Genomic DNA, 16,794 nt, shown 5'->3' on the forward strand with positions numbered 1-16,794 from the left:
CCGCCAATAGCCACCAACTGGTAGAAGCTGCAATATAAAGTCCTAATACAGCAGAGATAGCGTAGAGCAGGAATGCCAGAACTAGAACGGTTTTCGGTGAAACACCATTCCGGACGATAGCGCCCCCAATGCCAACGGATTCTTCAGTATCGAGCCCTCTGGCGTAGTCATAGTATTCATTGAACATATTGGTTGCTGCTTGAATCAGTAGGCTTGCGATCAGCATGGCTAAGAACAGCGCCCAATTTAAAGCGGTATAATGGATTGCAATCATTGTCCCTAGGAATACTGGGGCAAAAGATGCCGTTAAAGTATGGGGCCGGGTGAGCTGCCACCAGACGCGCCATCCACTATCAGCTTGTATGGAATGTGTCATTTCTATCTCTCCTATTCATTTCTTTCCAACCTATATTGTACTTCAAAACGCAGAGATTTACAGCATATGTTGTGCTGAATTCCGGAGAAAGGGGTATGATAGAAGATAGAGATAAAATGTATCGCAGTGAATTGAAGCTGCAGTAAACGGAGGTAATCCGGTGAATTCACAATCGTATTCATCAACTGAACAAATGGAAGCGAATCGCTTCAGCGGCTATCGCTTTTACACGGAAACAATTGAAGTATCAACCATGTCTGCTCTGGCATTTTTTGAAGCTGGGCAGGAACAATACGAAGGCAAGCGGATGTTTTGGCAGAACCGTGAGAAGTCCTTTACGATGGTGGGCCTTGGACATGCTTATGTGCTTACGGCTGACGATTATAAAGGACGATTCAGCAGTATTCAGAAGGACTGGAAAGCGCTGAGTGCCCAATTGGTTAATGAAGAGACAGCAGTTCAGCCAGTGCTATTCGGCGGTTTTTCATTTGATCCTTTGAACGATCAGCCGAGCGAGTGGCGAAATTTCCCGCAGGCTTATTTTGCTGTGCCGACATTTCAGCTTATTATCAAGGGAGAGCAGGCGTATGTCAGTGTCCATTTGATTACTAAGCAGCCAAACAGCTTTATGGATTTTGAAATGTTGCGTAAAGAACGTGACCGGCTAATTCATGGCGCGCAAGTTTCAGAGCCAAAAGCGTACCGAAAACCTCAAGTTTCTGACAAAAAGGAACTGAAGAAAGACGAGTATATGCGGTCCATCGAAAAAGTGACGGACGTAATCCGAGCAGGCGAAGTCGATAAGGTGGTTATCGCAAGAGCGCTGGAACTTCGTTTTAAGGAAGCTTTAGCACCGGCTTCTGCCCTCTACCAAGCAGCGAATGAACAGCCGGAAAGCTTTTTGTTCGGGCTGGAAGCTGGCGAACAATTCTTTTTCGGGGCGACTCCGGAGCGCCTGGTTAAAGTAGAGCAGCAAAGAGCATTGTCTACTTGTTTGGCGGGTTCTACCCCACGAGGTCAATCCGTTGAACAGGACGAAGCGCTGGGACAAGCTTTATTAAATGATTCAAAAAATCGTTCCGAGCATCAGTATGTTGTCCAGATGATCGGTGACGTGTTTGAGGAGCATTGTTCAGATCCGCGTATTCCGCAAAATCCTAAGCTGATGAAAATTCGGGATATACAACATTTGTATACACCGGTGGAAGGCAAGTTGAAAAAAGGCAGTTCGTTACTGGATCTTGTTGAAGCGCTACATCCGACACCCGCACTCGGCGGGGAGCCAAAACAGCAGGCATTGAGCTTAATTCGTTTGTATGAACCCTTGAATAGAGGGTATTATGCAGCGCCGATCGGCTGGATCGACGCAAAAGGCGATGGCGAATTCGCTGTGGCGATCCGTTCCGCTTTGCTTGATGGTGATAAAGCGTATTTATTCGCAGGCGGCGGCATTGTGGCAGATTCTACGCCGGAAGCCGAATATGATGAGACATGGGTGAAGTTCCGCCCAATGCTTCGTGTACTGGGAGGAAATTTGCATGACGAATCGTGAATTTTTAACTGAATATGTTTCAGCTTTTACAAATTCGCTGTTACATGCAGGGGTAAAAAAGGCGGTTATCAGTCCAGGTTCGCGTTCAACGCCTCTTGCTTATGCCTTTATGAAACAGGAAGGGATAGAGACGTATCGGCAAATAGATGAACGATCGGCTGGGTTTTATGCACTAGGTTTGGCCAAAGCTTTGAACAGCCCAGTTGTTTTGATTTGTACATCAGGAACTGCGGCAGCCAATTATTTTCCCGCGATTGTCGAAGCCTATTATGCGCGTGTGCCACTTTTGGTCGTGACGGCAGACCGTCCGCATGAGCTTCGTGAAGTCGGGGCCCCGCAAGCGATTAACCAGATCAATTTATTCGGCTCCCATGTCAAGTGGTCAGCTGATTTGCCGTTGCCGGAGCAAGGCAACCGTTTAGAGTTTTTGAAGCGCCATTTGGGGCGTGCAGCAGCCATGGCTGAAACCGCGCCAAAGGGACCGGTTCATTTGAATGTGCCATTCCGTGAACCGCTTGGCATTGATTTCGAACAGCCTTATGAAAGCAAAAGAGAGCTATACCGTTTTGAAAGCGGTCAGCAGCTGACTGATGAAGCTGTGGCATTTTTACGAGGAGTGTTCAGCCATTCACGGGGCTTGCTGATCGCTGGGGAAAATACGGCTCTGGTTTCATCGGAGCAATGGGAGTTTATCCGCCGCCTCGGTTGGCCAGTGCTTGCCGATCCGTTGTCGAATCTACGCTCGAATGTGCCTGATGATCTAATGGATGTCATCGTCGATTCCTATGATGCCTTGCTGAAGAACGAGAAATTTGCTGACAGTGTAGCGCCGGACGTAGTGGTAAGGATTGGGCCTCAGCCTGTATCCAAGCCGCTCAGCCTGTTTTTAGGGAAAGCCGAGCCTGCGAGTTATGTCGTGCTCGATGAAAGCCCGATGCTCAGAGACCCGCAATCAGCTGTCACGCATCACATCCAACAGCATGCTTCTGCCCTATGGAAGTTGAGTTTGGAAGCGAAATCCTCGAATCCGTATCTCGAACAATGGATAAAAGCAGGGGAATTGGTGCAGGAGACGATGTCTAACCATTGCCAACAAGAATTGGATGAAGGCGTATTGGCGAAAGCCTTTTTTGATGAGCTCGATAAATGTGATTTAACTGTTAGCAGCAGTATGCCGATACGGGATGCAGATACGTATTTCCAGGTGACGCAACGGGACGTCCGGATTTATGCCAACCGCGGCGCCAATGGCATAGACGGAGTGGTATCGACTGCTTTCGGGATCCAGGCAGCGAATAAACGGCCTGGCTATCTATTGATCGGTGATTTGGCTTTGCTGCATGATCTGAACGGTTTGCTTGCATCGAAACTGCAAGCTGCCGATATGACGATCGTTGTCATGAACAATGATGGAGGCGGGATATTTTCTTATTTGCCGCAGTCGAAAGAAGAGCGCTATTACGAGGAACTTTTTGGTACCCCGACTGGAATCCAGTTCAAAGCGGCAGCTGAAATGTACGATGCGGAATATTTCTCTGCGGAGACTGTGGAAGAATTGCAGTCGGCGCTTAGAACGCCGAAAGACAAACCGGTGCGCATCATTGAAGTGGCAACAAACCGCGCGAATAACGTAACGGTTCACCGGAAATTGTGGAGCCGGCTCGATGAGGTGCTAAATACATGAAATTGATAGCGAATGGTGTTCGCTACCATATTGAAATAGTGGGAGATAGAGCCCACCCTGTCCTGATTTTGCTTCACGGCTTTACGGGCAGCACTGCTACATGGAAAATGGCCATTGAAAACTGGAGAGACTATCGAATAGTGGCGATCGACTTGATCGGGCATGGCCAGACAGAAAGCCCGGCAGACGAAAGCTGTTATGCGATGGAGCGGCAGCTGGATGACCTTGATTTCATTTTTAAGGAAATGAAGTTGGAGAAATTCACATTGCTCGGCTATTCGATGGGCGGTCGCACGGCGCTTGCCTATGCTTGTGAATTTCCACACCGCATTGACCAGCTTATTTTGGAAAGTGCTTCACCCGGCTTGAAAACAGAAGCTGCAAGAGAAGAGCGGCGAGAACGGGATGCTCAGCTAGCCACTAATATTGTTGATGGTGGACTAGAGCAATTTGTTGAGAAATGGGAGAATATCCCGTTGTTCGACAGCCAGAAATCATTGCCGGAATCTGTGCGGCAGCAAATAAGACAAGAACGGCTGGCACAATCTACACAAGGTTTGGCGAATAGCTTGAAAGGCATGGGCACAGGTTCACAGCGATCTTATTGGGACTGTTTGACGGAATTGGAGATGCCAGTTTTGCTTGTGACTGGAGAACTGGATCCGAAGTTTTGCGCCATCGCTCGTGAGATGGAGGAATTATTGCCGAACGCGGAACACCGCATCATTTCAGCGGGACATGCGATTCATGTGGAAAAACCTGCTGAATTTGCTACAATGGTTATGGAACGATTAAATGGAATTAATGAGGAGGACTAGTATGTCAACACGTCAATGGGTTACAGAACTTACATATGAAGACATTAAATACGAAACATACAATGGGATTGCAAAAATCACCATTAACCGTCCGGAAGTGCGCAATGCGTTCCGTCCGAAAACGGTTCATGAATTGATCGACGCGTTTTCACGCGCTCGCGACAACTCGGATGTCGGCGTCATTGTCTTGACAGGCGAAGGCGAAAAAGCATTCTGTTCAGGAGGCGACCAATCCGTCCGTGGACACGGCGGCTACGTTGGGGAAGATGAAATTCCGCGCCTAAACGTCCTGGACTTGCAGCGTTTGATCCGCGTCATTCCAAAACCGGTTGTTGCAATGGTTGCTGGATTCGCGATCGGCGGCGGACACGTGCTTCACGTTGTTTGTGATTTGACAATTGCTGCAGACAACGCACGCTTCGGCCAGACTGGACCGCGTGTCGGTTCATTTGATGCAGGCTATGGCTCCGGCTATTTGGCACGCATCATCGGACATAAGAAAGCACGCGAAATCTGGTACTTGTGCCGTCAATACGATGCACAGGAAGCGCTTGATATGGGCCTTGTCAACACAGTTGTGCCTTACGAGCAATTGGAAGACGAAACCGTGAAATGGTGCGAGGAAATGCTCGAAATGAGCCCGACTGCATTGCGTTTCGTCAAAGCGGCAATGAATGCTGATACGGACGGCCTTGCTGGACTGCAGCAAATGGCTGGCGACGCGACTTTGCTTTATTACACAACGGATGAAGCGAAAGAAGGCCGCGATGCGTTTAAAGAAAAACGCAAACCGGACTTCGGCCAATTCCCGCGTTTCCCTTGATTATATGAATGAATTGAGCTGTCTTCTTCGGAGGCAGCTTTTTTCAATCAATGGCTAATAAATGAACTTGCTTGAAGAAAGGATTTTGAAAATGACGTATCCGAATTGGCTGTCGCAGCGTGCTTACCTGACGGGAAATCAATTAGCCTTATCGTTCGGCGAGGATGAATGGACATTTGCAGAAATCAATAGCATCGCACTCGATTATGCCGGCAAGCTGGCGCATTTTGGCATCACGGAAAATTCGCGTGTGGCGTTGCTCGCTAAATCGAATGCTGAGGCTGTTTTTGTCATGTACGGCTGCCTGCATATCGGCTGTGAAATGGTCATGCTTAATGAACGGCTGGCGGGAGCGGAACTTGCTTATCAAATTGAAGATGCAAAGGTGGGCCAGGTGTTTGTAGATGGTGAACTCTACGAGAAGGTGTCGGCATCGCAACCGGTTTCTTTTGAACAATTGAGACAGGCGCCATCTGCGGACTTTGAATTGAAGGTGGAATGGGCTAAAGACCGGACTATATCGATCATGTATACTTCGGGTACGACGGGCAATCCAAAAGGGGTCAGGCAGACTGCTGAAAACCATTTTTCAAGCGCAGTGTCTTCTGCGCTGAATTTAGGTGTGTCGCCTGACGATGTCTGGCTGTGCACAGTGCCTTTATTCCATATCAGCGGATTCTCGATTTTGATGAGGTCGCTCGTCTACGGGATGGGTGTCCGGCTTTTCGAGAAATTCGACGCCGCGGTGTGTGCGGATGAATTATGCAAAGGGCAAGTGACGCACAGTTCGATGGTCGCTGTCACACTTGATCAAGTACTTAGGGAAATCGAGCAGCGCGAACTCCACGTTTCCACTCGCTTCAAGCAGATCCTGGCGGGGGGCGGCCCCGTGCCGGTGTCTTATTTGCAGCGGGCGGAAGCGCATGGCATTCAAGTGCTCCAAACCTACGGCATGACCGAAACATCCTCGCAGACGACAACTTTGCAGCCAGCTGATGCGAAAACGAAGATCGGTTCTGCCGGCAAGCCGCTATTTTTATATCAGGTAAAAATTGACGGGGCAAAGACAGGGGAAGCGGGAGAGATTCTCATCAAGGGGCCTCAAGTGACCCCTGGCTATATCGGTAAGTTCAAGGACCGGTCTGTGCAGGAAGACGGTTGGCTCTCAACAGGCGATATCGGTTATTTGGATGATGACGGATTTTTATATGTCGTCGACAGGCGCTCGGACTTGCTCGTTTCAGGGGGCGAAAATGTATACCCGGCAGAAATCGAGAAAGCCTTGATGGCACACCCATCCGTACGGGAAGCCGGTGTTTGCGCAATGGCAGACAGCACATGGGGAGAAGTGCCAGCGGCGTTTGTCGTGCTCGATGAACCTGAAGTGTTGGATGAGCTGGCGGAATTTTGCCGCGGTCAGCTGGCCGGCTATAAAGTGCCGAAACTGTTCCGTATGGTGGATGCGTTGCCAAGGAATGCGTCGAATAAATTGCTCAGAAAGGAATTGAAGACATGGCTGTAATTGCCGGTATTGAATTCCGTAAAGTGAACCAGCCTTTGAACCAGCCTTTCATCACTGTCTTGCAGAAAGTACAAGAGCGGGAAGTGACGATAGTGATCGTCCGGGACGCTGAAGGGCGCGAGGGCTACGGTGAATGTGTTGCTTTTGATACGCCTTGGTATACCGAAGAGACCGTAACAGGCAGCCGCTTTGTGATGGAACAGGTGCTCGCTCCGCTATTGCTGGGTGAGCACATGGAGCATCCTGCTGAGACGGCGCGTTTATTCTCAAAAGTCAAAGGCAATCATATGGCTAAAGCCGCTGTGGAAATGGCTGTATGGGATTTATTCGCCAAGCGACAAGGTGTGCCGCTCTATGAATTTGTCGGGGGAGTCTATGCCACGATTCCTGCAGGAGTGGTAGTCGCAGGGGAAACGGAAGATTTGTCGCAGAATATCAAGATGGCGATCGGCAGAGGTTATCGGCGCATCAAACTGAAAATTTCACCTGATACCGATGCGGCTTTATTGAAAAGCTTGGTTGCGGCCAATCCAGAGATTTCGTTCTATGCCGATGCCAATGGCAGTTTTTCAGGGCGGGCATTGGAAGAGCTGCTGGCATTCGACCAGGCCGGTTTTGCGTTGATCGAGCAGCCATATGGCGAACAGGAGTGGGAAGCCCATAGTGCTGCACGTTCAAAAATGACAACGCCAATCTGCCTGGATGAAAGTATCCATAGCCTCGACGATGTAAAACGCATGGCAGAACAGCAAGCAGGGGATATTATCGTCTTGAAAATGGGGCGTCTTGGCGGCTGGTCGGAAACCTTGAAAGTTGTCGAGTTCTGCAGAAATGAACAGATCGGGATGTGGGTCGGCGGCATGATTGAGTTTGGCGTATCGAAAGCGCATAATCTGGCGCTTGCATCGCTGCCCGAAGTGAAACTGACTGGGGATTTTTCAGATTCAGGCCATTTTTGGCAGACAGATATCGTCTCTCCAGAAATCCGTGTAGAGCACGGGGAAATCAAATTAAGCGAAAGCCCGGGAATCGGATATAGGCTGAACATATAAAAAACTCGCCGAATGATCGGCGAGTTTTTTTATTTCAAGACTGTTTCCAGTGCTTGCAGATTTTTTTCCATCAAAGTGAAATATGTTTCATCGTTGTCGATGTTTTCTTGGGTCAAGACTCCAAGATTATGCATTTCAATCGCTTCGGCGCCAACTTCGTTTTGGATGACTTCCGTCAAATTCGACGAGACGTTTTGTTCGAAGACGATGTATTGAATGTCTTTTTCAAGCGCCATGTCGACGATTTCCGTTAATTCTTTCTGGGATGGTTCGTCTTGGCTATTCAAGCCTGCGACGGCCACTTGCTCAAATCCGTAAGGTGCTGCAATATAGCCGAATGCTGAGTGGGACACGAAGAAGGTGTCACGTTCAACTTTTTCGTCCAAGTTTTGGAATGATTCATTAAGCGCTTCTAGTTCAGCGACGAGTTCTTCATAATTCTTATCGAATTCCTCTGCGCCTTCCGGATCTTTTTCCGCTAAAGCATCACGGACAGAAGCGGCGAGTTCCTGGCTCAGGACAGGTGAGATCCAGACATGCGGATCAGTGGAGCCGTGATCATGACCTTCGTGGCCTTCTTCCTCTTCATGGCTCTCCTCGTCGCTATGTCCATCTTCTTCGTGCCCATGCTCGTCTTCACTATGTGCCTCAGTTTGTGCACCAGCTGCCGCTTCAAGTTGTTCATCGGTGATTCCGTCTGCTGTAGCGACAAATTCGAGGTCTTCATTTTGAAGCGTTTCCTGTGCGCTGTCGATAAAGCCTTCAAGCCCTAAACCGACATAAAAGAGCAGATCGGCGTCCGCCATATTGATCATGTCTTTTTGGGTTGGTTCAAAGCTATGCTCGTTGGCGCCAGCAGGGTAAACGGATTTGACGTCGACACGCTCGCCACCGATGCGTTCTGCAAAATAGACGAGAGGATAAACCGTTGCGTATACATCAAGTTTCCCTTCTGCCGCTTCGCTTTCAGCCCCACTGTCGGTTTCTGTGTTGCTGCCGCACGCAGCCAATAATAAAATGAGTGCTATTCCTACAAATAATGCTAGTTTCTTCATAAAATGTCCCTCCAAATTTAATGCGTGTTCATAAAATGTAATCGTTACGTTTTATTGACTCTTAGAATCATACAATAGAATCTTCTTGAACACAAGAAAAAAACCCGCCTATTTTTTAGGGGGCCATTCTTCCGGGACAAAATCCACTCCGCCTTTATGGAACGGGTGGCAGCTTAAGATGCGGCGAATTGCGAGATAGCCGCCTTTTAATGCGCCGTGTTTTTCCACCGCTTCGATCCCATAATGGGAGCAAGTCGGGTAGAATCTGCAGCTCGGCGGCGACAGAGGCGAGATAAAGCGTTGATAGAAACGGAACAGCTTCACTAATGCGGTTTTCATCGTGATTCCACTCTTTTCTTGTTTGGTTGCGGTTCGTTGATGTTTATTGTAGGGCTTCTAGAGGTATTTATAAAGCAGAAGAGCTTATCAAAAAAAAATGGAGAGTGATGAATTGTGTCAACAGCATTAAACGAAGAATTGAACGTACAAGTCGCTTCATGGTCAGTACTCTATACGAAATTACATAATTTCCACTGGTATGTCAAAGGGCCATCTTTCTTTACCTTGCATGTAAAGTTTGAAGAACTTTATAACGAAGCGACGCTTCATATGGATGAAATTGCGGAACGCCTGCTCGCACTTGGCGGCAAGCCGGTAGCAACGATGAAAGAGCAGCTCGAATTGTCGGTAGTAGATGAAGCGACCAGCAGCGAGAGCGCGGAGCAGATGGTCGATACCATCGTTTCCGATTACGACAAGATCATGAAATCCTTGAAAAAAGGCATGGAACTTGCTGCTGGAGACGGCGATGACATGACAGAGGATATGTTCAATGCCATCCATCAGAACTTAGAGAAGCATTCGTGGATGCTGTCTGCATTTCTTGGCGAAAAGAAGTAGAATAGAAGAAATGGGCGTACGACCGTTAGCCGGTTGTACGCTTTTTCTGAAGCCGGGAGGATGTTTGATGGAATATAAGGACTTGAACGGCTGTACTTGCCGTTTATTTTTTGAAAAAGGACAGTCGCAGATCGAAAGCCGGCATGTGCTGGTCATAGGAAAGTGTAACGGAAACTGGCTGTTGACGAGGCATTCCATGCGCGGCCTTGAATTTCCCGGGGGCAAAGCCGAGCCAGGCGAATCGCTGGATGAGGCAGCGAAGCGGGAAGTATACGAAGAAACCGGAGCCATTGTGAATGAATTAAGTTGGCTTGCGGAATATACAGTTTATACAGATAAACCTTTCAGCAAAACGGTATTTACGGCCACGATTGAGGACATGAAGCAAGTGGAGTGGATGGAAACTGACGGCCCGGTGTTGGTGCCTGAACTTGTGATCGATGAAAATTACAGCTTCCTCATGCGTGACTCGGGCATGGAAGCGATTATAGAGAAGGTGAAGAGTGTTGAAAAATGGTGATATTGAATCGATGAGATGGTATCCTTCGCCGAATCCAAACGTACGACTGCGGGAAGTGACGTATTGGTCTGAAGGTTTGCGTATTAAAGGCTTGCTGGCGCAGCCGAAAAAAGATGATGCCGAAAGTGGAATCTTGTACCTGCGCGGTGGCATCCAGTCCATCGGCATGGTGCGGCCGGCACGGATCGCTCAATTTGCAGGAATGGGATTTACCGTTTTTGCGCCTTATTACCGCGGCAATCGGGGCGGCGAAGGGAAAGACGAGTTTGCCGGTGAAGACCGCTATGACGCCGTAAATGCTGTGGAAGTGCTGAAAAAATTCAGTGCAGGGCCTGTGCATTTGCTGGCATTTTCAAGAGGCGGCATCATGGCGCTGTGGACTGCTGTGCTGAGAAGCGATATTTGCTCCGTCGTCACATGGGCAGGCGTCACGGATACGGTGCTGACATATAAAGAGAGGCTGGACATGCGCCGCATGATGAAACGTCTTTACGGCGGCACGCCAAATACCGCGCTTCCGGCATTTGAAGAACGCAATCCTCTGATGCGCATCGGGGAAAGCGACGCTGCTTACTTGATTATCCACGGCTTGAAAGACGACAATGTTTCGCCCCAGCAAGCCTTCTTGTTGGAAGAAGCGTTGCAGCTCAACCATCAGCCATGTGAAACTTGGTATTTCCCGGAGTACACGCATTTTTTTCCTCCTACGGCTAATCGCAAGACTGCGAAGGCGCTGACTGTATGGATGAAAGAGCAGGAGAAGCGCAAAGAAGATTTAACCGAAGCTGTCCGTAATAATGCAGAAGCTTAGCGCGGTAGTTGAGAATAAAACAAAAAAAGGATGGAGAGAAATCGTGCATTTCTCTCCATCCTTTTATGATGTAATTAATTATGGGTAGGGCCGCCTTTTTGGCTGATGCCAGCATCCACAGTGCCGAATTTTTCAAAGTTGTCTTTGAACTTCTTCGCCAATTCCTGTGCTTTTTGATCATAAGCTTCTTTATCAGCCCATGCATTGCGCGGGTTCAATACTTCAGTCGGCACGCCTGGGATTTCTGTTGGCATGTTCAATCCGAAGACGGATTCGTGTTCCATATCCACGCCGTTCAAGTCGCCGCGGATCGCCGCGCGAACCATTGTGCGCGTGTATGACAGTTTCATGCGGCTTCCGACGCCGTATACTCCGCCAGTCCATCCCGTGTTTACCAGGTAGACGTCTGCGCCGTGCTCATCGATTTTATCGCCGAGCATTTCAGCATAAACTGTCGCGTGAAGCGGAAGGAATGGTGAGCCGAAGCATGTCGAGAATGTCGCTTCCGGTGAAGTAACGCCGCGTTCTGTGCCAGCCAGTTTTGATGTGTAGCCGCTAAGGAAGTGGTACATCGCTTGTTCTTTCGTCAATTTGCTGATTGGAGGCAATACGCCGAATGCGTCCGCAGTCAAAAACACGATCGTTTTCGGGTGCCCTGCAACAGAAGGGACGACGATATTATCGATAGCATCGATCGGGTAGGCTGCACGAGTGTTTTCTGTTAACGATCCGTCATCGTAGTCTGGGATGCGCGTGTCTTCGTCAACGACGACGTTTTCAAGGACAGAGCCGAAACGGATGGCATCGAAAATCTGTGGTTCATTTTCACGTGACAAGTTGATCGTTTTTGCATAGCAGCCGCCTTCGATGTTGAAGACGCCGTTATCCGACCAGCCGTGCTCATCGTCGCCGATCAATTTGCGGTCTTCGTCAGCTGACAAAGTCGTTTTGCCTGTGCCGGAAAGGCCGAAGAACAAAGCGACGTCATCGTTTTTGCCGACGTTCGCTGAGCAGTGCATCGGCAGGATACCTTTTTCAGGAAGGATGTAGTTCATGATCGAGAAGATGGATTTCTTCATTTCGCCAGCGTATTCCGTGCCGCCGATCAAGATGATTTTCTTTTCCATCGAAACGATGATGAAGGTTTCGGAATCCGTTCCGTCCACTGCAGGGTCTGCGTGGAAAGTCGGAGCGTAAACAACAGTGAATTCAGCTTCATGCGCCTTCAGTTCCTCCGCAGTCGGGCGGATGAACAATTGATGGGCGAACAGGTTATGCCATGCGTATTCATTGATTGTCTGAATCGCCAGGCGCGACTCAGGATCTGCGCCGGCAAAACCTTTGAAGACGTACAAAGCGTGTGGTTGACGCTGCCCCAATCAATTTTATCTTTCGAAATCGCCTCTTCTACCATATACTTGTCTTTAGGCGAACGGCCCGTGTATTTGCCGGTTTCCGCTTTGACAGCGCCTTCACGCGTCAATACTGCCTCCCCGCGGGATGTTGCAGCTTCCACCAATTGTGGAACGGATAGTTGCGTATTAATATTCGAGCCGTTCAAAAGCTCTTTCAAATCATTTGCTAGGTTCACTGAAGTCATATATATGTACCTTCCTTTTCGTTTATTCCCAAATGAATGGGGAAGATGTATATTCGAACATTAGTATAACACATTGACGCGATTAGTCTATACTAATAACTAGAAATCTGTCAATGTTAACGATTTGTGCTGTTTCAATAGTAGAAAAAGATGCATGCTTAAAAGTCTGACAATCGTTTCCGGTAAAAACGTTGACAGTGCTTGCCGCATTCCGTATGATGAGAAATTGAACGGATACTCTTATTCCGAGCTGGTGGAGGGTGCAGGCCCAATGAAACCCGGCAACCTGCTGCAATTGCAGCGATGGTGCCCAACCTGAAGCAAGGCGAATGCCTTGGACGATAAGAGTGAAAGGTGCTTATGATGATTATTCCTTTCCTCATTGCTTGAAGATGAGAGAAGGGATTTTTTTATGGAATGCCCTTAATCCTCGTGTGCAGGCTGAAAAAGCTGGAAGTTCAATTCCTATAAACGGAAACGGACTTGACATGGGAAAACGAGTACCGTATCAATTTCGAGAGCAATCTCGCAGGATATAAGGAGGAAGTTTTTTTGACAAACCGTCGATTATTCACATCAGAATCAGTAACAGAGGGCCATCCGGATAAAATTTGCGACCAAATTTCAGACGCAATCCTGGATGCGATCCTAACAGAAGACCCGAATGCACGTGTCGCATGCGAAACGACTGTAACGACAGGGCTCGTCCTTGTCGCAGGCGAAATCACAACATCCACATATGTAGACATTCCGAAAGTGGTCCGCCAGACCGTTAAAGAAATCGGCTATACACGCGCGAAATACGGATTCGATTCCGAGACAAGTGCAGTGTTGACAGCGATTGATGAGCAGTCGGCAGATATCGCTGCAGGCGTCAACGTGGCACTCGAAGCGCGTGAAGGCCAGATGACCGATAAGGAATTGGATGAGATCGGAGCAGGCGACCAAGGCTTGATGTTCGGGTATGCGTCAAACGAAACAGAAGAATTGATGCCATTGCCGATCAGCCTGGCGCACAAACTCGCACGCCGCTTGGCAGAAGTGCGCAAAGAAGAAATCTTGCCGTATTTGCGCCCTGATGGCAAAACGCAAGTAACGATTGAATATGATGAAAACAATAAACCGGTGCGTGTCGATACGATCGTCATTTCGACGCAGCACCATCCGGAAGTTTCCTTAGAGCAAATCCAGCGCAACTTGAAGGAATACGTCATCAATGCAGTCGTACCGGCTGAATTGCTTGACGCTGAAACGAAATACTTCATCAACCCGACAGGCCGCTTCGTCATCGGCGGACCTCAAGGAGATGCTGGGCTTACAGGCCGCAAAATCATCGTCGATACTTACGGCGGCTATGCACGACACGGCGGTGGGGCATTCTCCGGCAAAGACGCGACAAAAGTCGACCGTTCCGGTGCTTATGCAGCACGCTATGTGGCGAAGAATATCGTCGCTTCTGGCCTTGCCGATAAATGTGAAGTACAGCTTGCTTATGCAATCGGCGTAGCACATCCGGTGTCGATTGCTGTCGATACGTTCGGCACAGGGAAAGTCAGCGAAGACAAATTCATCGAACTCGTACGCGCAAACTTCGACTTGCGCCCAGCAGGCATCATCAAGATGCTCGACCTGCGCCGCCCGATCTACAAACAGACAGCGGCTTACGGCCATTTCGGCCGCACGGATGTCGACCTTCCGTGGGAACGCACAGACAAAGCGGATGCTTTGAAACAACAAGCAAACGCATAATAAAAAGCAGGCGGATATTTTTCCGCCTGCTTTTTCTATTGAAGTGATTTATAATAAGCTGCTTTTTCCGCGTATTCCCGAACGATGCGTTCCATATCTTGTTTGTCCGCTTCGTTCAGTTCACGCACCACTTTTGCGGGACGGCCGAATGCCAGTGAGCCCGCTGGGATTTTCTTTCCTTGTGCGACAAGGCTGCCTGCGCCAATAAAAGCCCCTTCGCCAATTTCAGCGCCGTCCAGAATGATCGAGCCCATCCCGACGAGAGCGCCTTTTTTGATTTTGCAGCTGTGAAGCGTTACTTGATGGCCGATGGTGACATCGTCTTCCAAAATGAGCGGATTGTCCGGGCTTTGGTGGAGCATCGACAGGTCTTGGATATTGGTGTTTTTCCCGATAATAGTCGGTGCCACGTCGCCGCGGATGACTGTGTTGAACCAGACAGAAGAATTCTCGCCGATCGTCACATCGCCGGTGACGGTCGCATAATCGGCAATGAATGCCGATTTGTCAATCTTTGGTGATTTGTCTTTATATGGATAGATCATGGCAAAGCTCCTTTATCATTGATAAGATGTAATTAGTTCTAATCGTATCAAAACAACGGAAAAGGTCAATCGATCAAGCTGTATAGGGGAGGCGCGGATTATGTGGAAATGGCAAGCGGAAGGCGATGCAACAGGCGTTATCGTGTTGATCCATAGTGCATACGAAGAACATAAGCGCTATGCATGGCAAATCGAGCAATGGCGGAGGAGTGGCTTTCATGTCTATATGGGCGATTTGCCGGGCCACGGGACGCTAGCAGCAGCTGATTCGGTACACCGTGAAACATTTTTCGAGTATGATAAAACGGCCGCTGAACTGCTGCGCCTGGCAGCGGGCAATGACTTGCCGGTCGTGCTCGCGGGACATGGGCTCGGCGCAGCGATCGCCATCCATGCCCTTGGAGAAAACCGCCATCCTATAGCAGCGCTTATTCTCACGTCGCCATGGTTTGAACTGCAAAAAGTGCCGAGCAAGCCAACACTTGCGTTGTCCGGAATCAGCAAGCTTACTGGAAAAGGTAAAATCGACCATGGCATCGAATTGCGCCATTTGACGAGACGCAAGTTCCAGGATGAATCGGCGGGGAGCGACCGAGCGATCCAATCGCTCAGTTCACCGGCATGGTGGAAGGAATTGCAAAGCTATTTGGAACAAGCAGCACAAATGCAGCTTCAGGATATTCCGATCATGCTCAACACGGGCCAGCGTGATTTGATTACGCGCACGACTGCAGGGCGCACTTGGCTGTCCAAGCAAGCCGTCAATGAATTCCATTTTAAGGAATGGCCGTTTTGCTATCACGACCTGCTGCAGGAACCGGAACGGGACGAAATTTTCCAGGCGGTGCTGTGCTTTGCCGAATCGGCAGCGGAATCCGAGAAAAGTCGCCGCAGCCAATAACACTTTATGATCAGCAATTGCATTAAAGAATAGAAAGGAAAGATCAAGATGCCACTTCGTTTCAGCATATTAGACCAATCCCCGATTTCACAAGGCCAGACAGCTAGCGAAGCTTTGGCCGATACGGTCCGGTTGGCGCAACACGCAGAACAATGGGGCTATACGCGCTTTTGGGTATCGGAACATCACGATGCCAAAACTTTGGCGGGCTCTTCTCCGGAGATCCTGATCAGCCATATCGGCGCCAGGACTTTATCGATCCGCTTGGGTTCTGGCGGTGTCATGCTGCCGCATTATTCGGCATTTAAAGTGGCCGAGAACTTCAATTTATTGGAGAGCCTGTATCCTGGGCGTATCGATGCAGGAGTGGGCCGTGCGCCAGGCGGCATGCCGAGAGCATCGTTCGCTTTATCGAATGGCCGCTTGCGGGATGCGGGGCGCTTTCCTGAACAATTGGATGAGCTGCGCATGTATTTGGAAAACAGCATTCCGGAGTCGCATGACTATTATGGAATGACTGCAACCCCTGTGCCGCCTGAAGCGCCCCCGATCTGGATGCTCGGCTCAGGGGAGGGATCTTCGCAATTGGCCGCCCAAAAAGGCTTGCCTTATATGTTCGCCCATTTCATCAACGGCGAAGGCGGACAGGACTTTGCAACCAACTACAGAAAAAATTTCATTCCCCATAAAGGCGATGAACCGTATACCGGTTTTGCGATTTTCGCGGTTTGCCAGGAAACTCGTGAACAGGCAGAATATGTTGCGTCTTCACTCGATTTGTCGCTTGCGATGGGCGCACAGGGCATGCCGTCTGACGGCACGCCGCCTCCCGAACAGGCAGCTGCATACGAATATTCGAAATTTGAAAAGCTGCTTGTCGCGGAAA

The 16,794-nt window shown here is 49.2% G+C and carries 16 protein-coding genes, 1 pseudogene and 1 riboswitch; of the genes and pseudogenes, 12 read left to right on the plus strand and 5 right to left on the minus strand.

The window, feature by feature from the left end:
* Positions 1-376: UbiA family prenyltransferase (locus ON064_RS11645; RefSeq protein ID WP_274624899.1), on the minus strand; the 376-nt coding region annotated here is incomplete at its 3' end.
* Positions 377-536: 160 nt separating this feature from the next.
* Here ON064_RS11645 and ON064_RS11650 point away from each other — a divergent pair.
* The 6 genes from ON064_RS11650 (at position 537) to menC (ending at position 7,827) form a co-directional block, all read left to right on the plus strand.
* The gene (locus ON064_RS11650) at positions 537-1,928 is read left to right on the plus strand and encodes an isochorismate synthase (RefSeq protein WP_274624900.1); all 1,392 of its coding nucleotides are present in this window, start codon (positions 537-539) and stop codon (positions 1,926-1,928) included.
* On the plus strand, positions 1,915-3,612 hold the full coding sequence (menD, locus tag ON064_RS11655; protein ID WP_274624901.1) for a 2-succinyl-5-enolpyruvyl-6-hydroxy-3-cyclohexene-1-carboxylic-acid synthase: 1,698 nt from the start codon (positions 1,915-1,917) through the stop codon (positions 3,610-3,612). The genes ON064_RS11650 and menD overlap by 14 nt, the downstream gene beginning before the upstream one ends.
* Complete coding sequence (menH, locus tag ON064_RS11660) at positions 3,609-4,430, plus strand: 2-succinyl-6-hydroxy-2,4-cyclohexadiene-1-carboxylate synthase (protein ID WP_274624902.1); 822 nt, start codon at positions 3,609-3,611, stop codon at positions 4,428-4,430. The genes menD and menH overlap by 4 nt, the downstream gene beginning before the upstream one ends.
* 1 nt (position 4,431) lies before the next feature.
* A complete protein-coding gene (gene menB / locus ON064_RS11665; protein WP_058381162.1) occupies positions 4,432-5,253 on the plus strand; it encodes a 1,4-dihydroxy-2-naphthoyl-CoA synthase in 822 nt (273 codons plus the stop codon).
* Between the two features lie 91 nt (positions 5,254-5,344).
* Positions 5,345-6,775: an o-succinylbenzoate--CoA ligase gene (locus ON064_RS11670; RefSeq protein ID WP_274624903.1), complete on the plus strand. Its 1,431-nt coding sequence runs from the start codon at positions 5,345-5,347 to the stop codon at positions 6,773-6,775.
* Positions 6,766-7,827 (plus strand): o-succinylbenzoate synthase, encoded by a 1,062-nt coding sequence (gene menC, locus ON064_RS11675; protein ID WP_274624904.1) that lies wholly within the window; start codon positions 6,766-6,768, stop codon positions 7,825-7,827. The genes ON064_RS11670 and menC overlap by 10 nt, the downstream gene beginning before the upstream one ends.
* Before the next feature lie 29 nt (positions 7,828-7,856).
* On the opposite strand, the gene ON064_RS11680 is transcribed toward menC, so the two are convergent.
* Complete coding sequence (locus ON064_RS11680) at positions 7,857-8,882, minus strand: metal ABC transporter solute-binding protein, Zn/Mn family (RefSeq protein ID WP_274624905.1); 1,026 nt, start codon at positions 8,880-8,882, stop codon at positions 7,857-7,859.
* A gap of 108 nt (positions 8,883-8,990) precedes the next feature.
* Positions 8,991-9,221: a membrane protein insertion efficiency factor YidD gene (yidD, locus tag ON064_RS11685; protein WP_058381158.1), complete on the minus strand. Its 231-nt coding sequence runs from the start codon at positions 9,219-9,221 to the stop codon at positions 8,991-8,993.
* A 114-nt stretch (positions 9,222-9,335) separates the two neighbouring features.
* Here yidD and ON064_RS11690 point away from each other — a divergent pair, with 114 nt between their 5' ends.
* The 3 genes from ON064_RS11690 to ON064_RS11700 all read left to right on the plus strand — a co-directional run bounded on the left by ON064_RS11690 (position 9,336) and on the right by ON064_RS11700 (position 11,113).
* Positions 9,336-9,782 (plus strand): Dps family protein, encoded by a 447-nt coding sequence (locus ON064_RS11690; protein WP_121301190.1) that lies wholly within the window; start codon positions 9,336-9,338, stop codon positions 9,780-9,782.
* Between the two features lie 67 nt (positions 9,783-9,849).
* The gene (ytkD, locus tag ON064_RS11695) at positions 9,850-10,302 is read left to right on the plus strand and encodes an RNA deprotection pyrophosphohydrolase (protein WP_274624906.1); all 453 of its coding nucleotides are present in this window, start codon (positions 9,850-9,852) and stop codon (positions 10,300-10,302) included.
* Complete coding sequence (locus ON064_RS11700; RefSeq protein ID WP_407951615.1) at positions 10,289-11,113, plus strand: alpha/beta hydrolase family protein; 825 nt, start codon at positions 10,289-10,291, stop codon at positions 11,111-11,113. Before ytkD ends, ON064_RS11700 begins: the two co-directional genes overlap by 14 nt.
* A 74-nt stretch (positions 11,114-11,187) precedes the next feature.
* On the opposite strand, the pseudogene pckA reads toward ON064_RS11700, so the two are convergent.
* Positions 11,188-12,713 (minus strand): annotated as a pseudogene (gene pckA / locus ON064_RS11705) (phosphoenolpyruvate carboxykinase (ATP)).
* A 237-nt stretch (positions 12,714-12,950) separates the two neighbouring features.
* Positions 12,951-13,061, plus strand: a riboswitch (SAM riboswitch).
* Positions 13,062-13,265: 204 nt separating this feature from the next.
* Between pckA and metK the strand changes: the two are divergent.
* On the plus strand, positions 13,266-14,462 hold the full coding sequence (metK, locus tag ON064_RS11710; protein WP_058381154.1) for a methionine adenosyltransferase: 1,197 nt from the start codon (positions 13,266-13,268) through the stop codon (positions 14,460-14,462).
* Positions 14,463-14,497: 35 nt separating this feature from the next.
* On the opposite strand, the gene ON064_RS11715 is transcribed toward metK, so the two are convergent.
* On the minus strand, positions 14,498-15,007 hold the full coding sequence (locus ON064_RS11715; RefSeq protein ID WP_274624908.1) for a gamma carbonic anhydrase: 510 nt from the start codon (positions 15,005-15,007) through the stop codon (positions 14,498-14,500).
* A 100-nt stretch (positions 15,008-15,107) separates the two neighbouring features.
* Here ON064_RS11715 and ON064_RS11720 point away from each other — a divergent pair, with 100 nt between their 5' ends.
* On the plus strand, positions 15,108-15,908 hold the full coding sequence (locus tag ON064_RS11720; protein ID WP_274624909.1) for an alpha/beta hydrolase: 801 nt from the start codon (positions 15,108-15,110) through the stop codon (positions 15,906-15,908).
* A 48-nt stretch (positions 15,909-15,956) separates the two neighbouring features.
* On the plus strand, positions 15,957-16,794 hold an 838-nt coding region (locus tag ON064_RS11725), incomplete at its 3' end, for an LLM class flavin-dependent oxidoreductase (protein ID WP_274624910.1).

The sequence above is a fragment of the Planococcus sp. A6 genome, assembly GCF_028823615.1.
Lineage (GTDB): Bacteria > Bacillota > Bacilli > Bacillales_A > Planococcaceae > Planococcus.

Bases quoted from the DNA above. Each gene is read 5' to 3' on its own strand.
- menD (WP_274624901.1), top strand. From the start codon at position 1,915: ATGACGAATCGTGAATTTTTAACTGAATATGTTTCAGCTTTTACAAAT.
- menH (WP_274624902.1), top strand. From the start codon at position 3,609: ATGAAATTGATAGCGAATGGTGTTCGCTACCATATTGAAATAGTGGGA.
- menB (WP_058381162.1), top strand. From the start codon at position 4,432: ATGTCAACACGTCAATGGGTTACAGAACTTACATATGAAGACATTAAA.
- ON064_RS11670 (WP_274624903.1), top strand. From the start codon at position 5,345: ATGACGTATCCGAATTGGCTGTCGCAGCGTGCTTACCTGACGGGAAAT.
- menC (WP_274624904.1), top strand. From the start codon at position 6,766: ATGGCTGTAATTGCCGGTATTGAATTCCGTAAAGTGAACCAGCCTTTG.
- ON064_RS11680 (WP_274624905.1), bottom strand. From the start codon at position 8,882: ATGAAGAAACTAGCATTATTTGTAGGAATAGCACTCATTTTATTATTG.
- yidD (WP_058381158.1), bottom strand. From the start codon at position 9,221: ATGAAAACCGCATTAGTGAAGCTGTTCCGTTTCTATCAACGCTTTATC.
- ytkD (WP_274624906.1), top strand. From the start codon at position 9,850: ATGGAATATAAGGACTTGAACGGCTGTACTTGCCGTTTATTTTTTGAA.
- ON064_RS11715 (WP_274624908.1), bottom strand. From the start codon at position 15,007: ATGATCTATCCATATAAAGACAAATCACCAAAGATTGACAAATCGGCA.
- ON064_RS11720 (WP_274624909.1), top strand. From the start codon at position 15,108: ATGTGGAAATGGCAAGCGGAAGGCGATGCAACAGGCGTTATCGTGTTG.